The 6,419-nt window shown below is 68.3% G+C and carries 4 protein-coding genes; all 4 read left to right on the forward strand.

The window, feature by feature from the left end:
• Positions 1–306 precede the first annotated feature (306 nt).
• The 4 genes from HG543_RS50270 (at position 307) to HG543_RS50285 (ending at position 6,345) form a co-directional block, all read left to right on the forward strand.
• Entirely contained in the window at positions 307–3,015 is a 2,709-nt protein-coding gene (locus HG543_RS50270) for an AsmA family protein (RefSeq protein WP_169352104.1), read from the forward strand.
• 110 nt (positions 3,016–3,125) lie between these two features.
• A complete protein-coding gene (locus tag HG543_RS50275; protein WP_169352105.1) occupies positions 3,126–4,208 on the forward strand; it encodes an AAA family ATPase in 1,083 nt (360 codons plus the stop codon).
• Positions 4,209–4,211: 3 nt separating this feature from the next.
• Complete coding sequence (locus HG543_RS50280; protein ID WP_169352106.1) at positions 4,212–4,868, forward strand: DUF4276 family protein; 657 nt, start codon at positions 4,212–4,214, stop codon at positions 4,866–4,868.
• 205 nt (positions 4,869–5,073) lie between these two features.
• On the forward strand, positions 5,074–6,345 hold the full coding sequence (locus HG543_RS50285; protein WP_169352107.1) for an NAD(P)/FAD-dependent oxidoreductase: 1,272 nt from the start codon (positions 5,074–5,076) through the stop codon (positions 6,343–6,345).
• The last annotated feature ends 74 nt before the right edge of the window (positions 6,346–6,419 follow it).

Genomic DNA, 6,419 nt, shown 5'->3' on the forward strand with positions numbered 1-6,419 from the left:
CTTCCCTCCCGCCCCCACCGTGCACAAATCCACACCTTGTCGGGTGGCAGGGGGCGCCATGAGGGCCGGCTGGCGCCCCCGTTTTTCCTGCTTCCCGGGCAGCCGTGCGTCCTCGGAATGTACTCCGCCGTGCATTTCCCCAGGCCGGCGCCGTCCAGACCGATGAATGACTCTCTGCTGCCCCAAGGCAGTCCCCCGCGTCTGGGACGTGCGGGCGGACCCAGGCTGAGCTAAGCGTTCGCTGGCTCCCAGGGCCCCGCGCCGAGCCGACGCTCGTGGCCTGCTCGCTGGAGGAGGTACCAAGCGATGTCCAACACCGTCGTTACCAAGAAGCGCCGCTGGCCCTACATCGTGGGCGGCATCCTCGCGCTCCTCGTCATCATCGTCGCCGTCGTCCTCTGGCGGCTCGACGCCATCCTGCTGAAGACGGCCCGAGACCAGGCGGCCACCTATTCGCAGAAGCTCGGCCGGCCCATCGAGATTGGTGACATCTCCACCAGGCTCTTCCCCACCATCGGCGCCGAGGTCGAGAACGTCACCGTCGGCCCCGCCGAGGGCGAGGAAGTCCCCCTCGCGCAGCTGGCCTCCATCGACGTCCGCGTCGCCGCCGGCCCCCTGCTGTCCTCGCGCGGCAAGGACATCCAGGTGAAGAACGCCGAGGTGTCCGGCCTCACCGTCAACGTCGTCCGCTTCCCCGACGGCACCACCAACGTCCAGCGCCTCATGAAGCGCCTGGACGAACAGTCTCCCAAGGAAGAGGAGAAGCCCGAGGAGGAGCAGCAGCCCACCGACCTCTCCGGCGTCCACGTCGAGCGCGCCGCCCTCACCGACGGCACCATCCGCTTCATCGACCGCTCGGGCGGACAGCAGGCCCGCGAGCTGGCCGTGAAGGACCTCGACATCGAGGTGAAGGACCTGCGCGCCGGCAAGCCGCTCGTCGTCGACCTCGCCGCCGCCGTCCTCGCCGACCAGCAGAACCTCAAGATGGCGCTCAACGCCGCGCCGCTGCCTCCCACGCTCGTGCCCACGCCCGAGCGCATCACCCTCAAGGCCAACCGCATCGACCTGTCCCCCCTGGGCCCCTTCCTCCCGCCCGACGTGGGCCTCCAGGCCGGCACGCTCGACGCGGACTGGCAGGCGGACCTCGGCGGCGCGGTGCCCGGCGGCAAGGGCCCCACCCGCGTGGCCGGCGTCATCAAGGCGCTCGGCATGCGCTTCGCCGGCTCCGAGGGCGGCAAGGCCCTGGACGTGGTGCTCGACACCGACGTGACGGGCGACATCGCCACCGGTGACCTCGCGCTCGACAAGCTCAACCTCGACCTGGGCCCGGCCAGCATCACCGGCAAGGGCCGCGTGAAGGGCCTCCTCACCGAGACGCCCGCGGTGGAGGGCTTCGAGCTCGTCGGGAAGAACCTCGACCCGGCCGCCATCGCCGAGTACTACCCGCCGCTGCGCAAGCAGCTCAAGGGCATGATTGCCGGCCCCATCGGCCTCGCGGTGCGCGGCAGCGGCACGCAGAACGAGCAGGCCATCGACGTCGACGTGGACCTGACGCCGGTGCGCCTGAGCGTGCCGGACCAGCTCTCCAAGGCCGCCGGCGGTGCCATGCGGCTGAGCGCGCGCCTCACCGGCGCGGCGGCCAGCGGCGGCGCGCTGCGCTTCACCGCCGACGCCAACATGGACGGCGTCGACATGCGGCCCGGCCTCCTCGTGAACAAGGCCCCCGGCCAGCGCATGCAGGTCAACGCCGCCGGCACCTACGCCCCGAGCAAGAGTGGCTCCGGCATGAAGGTGGATGTCCCGAAGCTCACCGCGAACCTGCTCGAGGACACCGTGACGGGCAGCGCGTCCTACGCGACGGCGGGCCAGGGCAAGAAGCAGACGACGACGTTCACCGCCGACGTCAAGAGCCAGCGGCTGGACGCGGACGCGCTGCTGATGAGCGAGGAAGAGGTCCTCGCGCGCACCGGGGGTACCCCGCCGCCCGAGCCTCCGCCGGAGGACCCCGCGCGCTTCAACGGCTACCGCGGCGACATCCGCTTCGCCATCAACTCGCTGCGCTACACGAAGATGGACATGACCAACGTGACGGGCGTGGTGAAGATGACCGACGACCTCATCACGGTGGAGAAGTTCTCCTCCGGCCTCTACGGCGGCAAGGTGGTGGCGGACGGCACGACCATCCGCCTGGGCCCGCCTCCGGAGAAGCGTCCCTTCGACGCGAAAGTGAAGGTGGAGGGCGTGGAGATGGCGCAGGCCCTCACCCAGTTCACGCCGAAGGAAGTGCTCACCGGCAAGTTCAACGGCAACGTGGACGTGAAGGGCGTGGGCTACACGCCGGACCAGCTCCAGCAGACGCTGCTCGGCGCCATCAACGGCAACATCCTGAACGGCGCGCTGCTGGGCAAGGACCTCGTCGCGTCCGTGTCCGAGCCGCTCGCCAAGGCACTGCCCTTCGCGTCCAAGGCGCTCAAGGCCGGTGAGTCGACGTCGCTGGGCGAGGTCCTCCCCTTCGGCGTGGAAATCAAGAACGGCGTGGCGCAGCTGGAGCGGCCCCTGTCCTGGACGCGGCCCGAGGCGGCCATGAGCTTCAGCGGCGGCATCCGCCTGGACGGCACACTGGACCTCACGGGTGGCGTGACGCTGACGCCGTCCACCATCAAGACGCTGACGCTCGGCAAGGTGACGCCGCCGGAGCCCATCCCCGTGGGCATGAAGCTGACGGGCAAGGCGTGGAAGCCCGAAGTCACGGGCATCGACGTGAAGCCGGCCGCGACGACGATTGCGAAGCTGGCGGCCTCGTCCCTCGCGGGCAGCCTCATCGGCGGTGAGCGCGGCAAGCAGGTGCAGGGCCTCATCGAGGGCGGCGAGGAGAAGGCCCGCGCCGAGGCCGAGGCCAAGCGCAAGGAGCTGGAGGCCAAGGCCGCCGAGGAGAAGGCGCGCCTGGAGGCCGAGGCCAAGAAGAAGGCCGAGGAGGAGGCCAAGAAGCGCCTGCGCGGCCTCTTCAACCGGTAGAGCTCCGAAGCACCCTGCCGCCGCGATGGCCCGGCCACCTGGAGACAGGCCGGGCTGTCGCGGCACTGGGAATCTTGCGGTGACGTCGTAAGCTTCGGTGCACGATGCCCATGCTCGACCGGATTGAAATCGAGGGATTCAAGTCCATCCGCCAGATGGTCCTGGACCTACGCCCGGTCAACGTGCTCATCGGCGCGAACGGAGCGGGGAAGAGCAACTTCATCGGCGTGTTCGTGCTGCTGCAACGGATGATGGAAGGGAGGCTCCAGCTCCATGTCGCGCAGGCGGGTGGAGCGGATACGCTGCTGCACTTCGGGCGCAAACAAACATCAGAGCTGCGGTTGCGTCTTCGGTATCAACCAGACAAGACGTTTTACCGTGTGACTCTCGTCCCCTCTGCCCACGACGCGCTCATCTATGGCGCGGAAAACTACGGAGTCGACGGGGGTTTCGGCTTCCATAGCGATGGTTTTGGCGTTCAAACCGAAACCGGATTGCTCGCTGGGCTGCCCGGCCAGGCGGGACAACACAAGACGCAGGTCCATCAAGTCCTGGCAGGGGTCCGTGTCCACCACTTCCACGACACCAGTGCTGCCGCCAAGGTGAAGCAGTCGCAGGACATCAACGACAACGAGGCGCTGCGCTCGGATGCCTCGAACCTGGCCGCGTTCCTGTTCCTGTTGAGAGAGAAGCACCCGGACAGCTACCGCCGCCTCGTGGCGACTGTCCGCCTCGCCGCGCCCTTCTTCGATGACTTCCGGCTGAGGCCGAGTCCCTTCAATGAGCAGAAGATCCTGCTTGAGTGGTCCGAGCGCGGCTCCGATGCCTACTTCAACGCCCACGCCCTTTCTGATGGCACGCTGCGCTTCATCTGCCTTGCAACGCTGCTCCTGCAGCCCGCGCCACCACCGCTCATCATCATCGATGAGCCCGAGCTGGGCCTGCACCCGTACGCCATCCAGCTCCTCGCCGACCTCGTCAGCAGTGCCTCGGAGAAGTCTCAGGTCATCCTGTCCACGCAGTCCGTCACGCTCGTGAACCAGTTCGCCCCCGAGGACCTGGTCGTCGTCGACCGAAGCGGAAAAGAGTCGCTCTTCCGCCGTCTCTCTCCCGAGGAGACACAGTCCTGGCTCGACAGCTACAGCCTGGGAGAGCTCTGGGAGAAGAACGTCATTGGCGGGCGACCGGGCTGAGCCATGAAGCGAGTCCTCATCCTCGTCGAGGGACAGACGGAAGAGACCTTCGTCCGGACCGTCCTCGCTCCGCACCTCCTCGCGCACAACCTGGCGCTCATGCCACGGCTCGTCGTCACCCGGTACAACAGGGCGGGAGGCCACGACAAAGGTGGCATCAACCGCTATGCGCCCGTGAAAGACGACTTGCGCCGCCTGCTCGGAGACACCGGCGCCGAACGGGTGACGACGATGCTCGATTACTACGGACTGCCCGAGGACTTTCCAGGACTCGCGAGCCGTCCCGCTGGTGATTGCTACAAGCGCGTCGAACACGTCGAGCAGATGTTTGCCGAGGACATCGGGCACCGGCGATTCCTCCCCTACCTCGCGCTGCACGAGTTCGAGGCCCTGCTGTTCACCGACCTGCCGCGCTGCTCGCTATTCACACCGGAAGCGGTCGCCACGCTCCAGGCCGCTCGAGATGCCGTGAACTCGCCCGAGGAGATAAACGAGCACCGGGAGACAGCGCCATCGAAGCGCATCCTCGCGGTGATGCCGGAATACCGAAAGCGGCTGCATGGTCCCCAGGCGGCCCAGGAAATCGGTCTCTCCCAGCTCCGCGCAGCCTGCCGGCACTTCAACCAGTGGCTGTCCAGGCTCGAAGCGCTCGCGACCTGATGCCGCGTGAGGCTGCCATGGAATGGGCGCTCGGTTCCCCGCCCGCTTCCGCGCCGAAGCACCCGAGCGTTGCTGAAACGCGCTGAAACACCCGCGTAACACCGTGTCGGCCATCCCCCGAGGGCCGGCACTCGCGGACGAGTGTGGCACGCGCCCTGCTAGGGCCTCCTTTCGTGTTTCACGTTTCGCGAGGGAGAATCCCCACATGAACACGACCGAGGAGCGCGGCTGCAAGGACCCGGTGACCACGCCCATGCCTGGGGTGGCGCCCCAGAACGAGCGCCACCGCGTGCTCATCATCGGCGGGGGGACGGCGGGCATCTGCGTGGCGGCCCGGCTCGCCCGCGCGGGGCAGAAGGACGTCGCCATCCTGGAGCCCTCGAAGAACCACTACTACCAGCCCCTGTGGACGCTGGTGGGCGCGGGTGAGGCCACCGTCGAGGAGACGGTGCGCGACGAGGCCGACCTCATACCGCGTGGCGTGAAGTGGCTCCACGACGCCGCCGAGGAGGTGGACCCCATCCGCCAGGAGGTCCGCACCCGCGGCGGCCTGCGCGTCGGCTATGACTTCCTCGTCGTCGCGCCCGGCATCCAGCTCGACTGGGACAAGGTCGCCGGCCTGCGCGAGGCCCTGAAGACGGAGCACGTCAGCAGCAACTACGACGTGCGGCTCGCCCCCAAGACGTGGCAGCTCATCCAGCGCTTCCAGGGTGGCACCGCCCTCTTCACCCACCCATCCACGCCCGTGAAGTGCGCCGGCGCGCCGCAGAAAATCATGTACCTGGCCGCCGACCACTTCCGCCGCACCGGCATCCTGGAGCGCTCGAAGGTCATCTTCGGCTCGGGGGCCAAGGCCATCTTCGGCGTGAAGCCCTTCGCCGCCGTGCTGGAAGGCGTGGTGAAGCGCTACGGCATCGACACGCGCTTCGAGCACAACCTCGTCGCCGTGGACGGCGAGCGGCGCGAGGCCCTCTTCGACACCACGCGAGAGGGGAAGAAGGAGCGCGTCACCATTCCCTACGACATGCTCCACGTCACCCCGCCGCAGAGCGCTCCGGACTTCATCAAGCACAGCCCGCTGGCGTGGCGCGACGGCGCGTGCGCCGGCTGGGTGAAGGCGGACAAGTACACGCTGCAGCACCCGGACTTCCCCAACGTGTTCGCGCTCGGCGACGCGTCGGACCTGCCCACCAGCCGCACCGGCGCCGCCGTGCGCAAGCAGGCCCCCGTGCTCGTGGACAACCTGCTGGCCGTCATGGCCGGCAGGCCGCTGCCCTCGCGGTATGACGGCTACGCGTCGTGCCCCCTCACCACCGGGTACGGGAAGCTGCTGCTCGCCGAGTTCGACTACGACGGCAAGCCCACGCCCAGCTTCCCGTTCATCGACACGATGCGCGAGCGGCGCGACATGTGGCTGATGAAGAAGTACGGCCTGCCGCGCCTGTACTGGTCGCTGATGATGCGCGGCCGGGCCTGAGAGGCCATACCGCGCCTGTCGTGGCCGGGCTAGACATGTCCGGACCCGGCCACGCCGATGCCCCACTCCCGCCC

It is taken from the genome of Pyxidicoccus fallax, assembly GCF_012933655.1.
Classification (GTDB): Bacteria; Myxococcota; Myxococcia; order Myxococcales; family Myxococcaceae; genus Myxococcus; species Myxococcus fallax.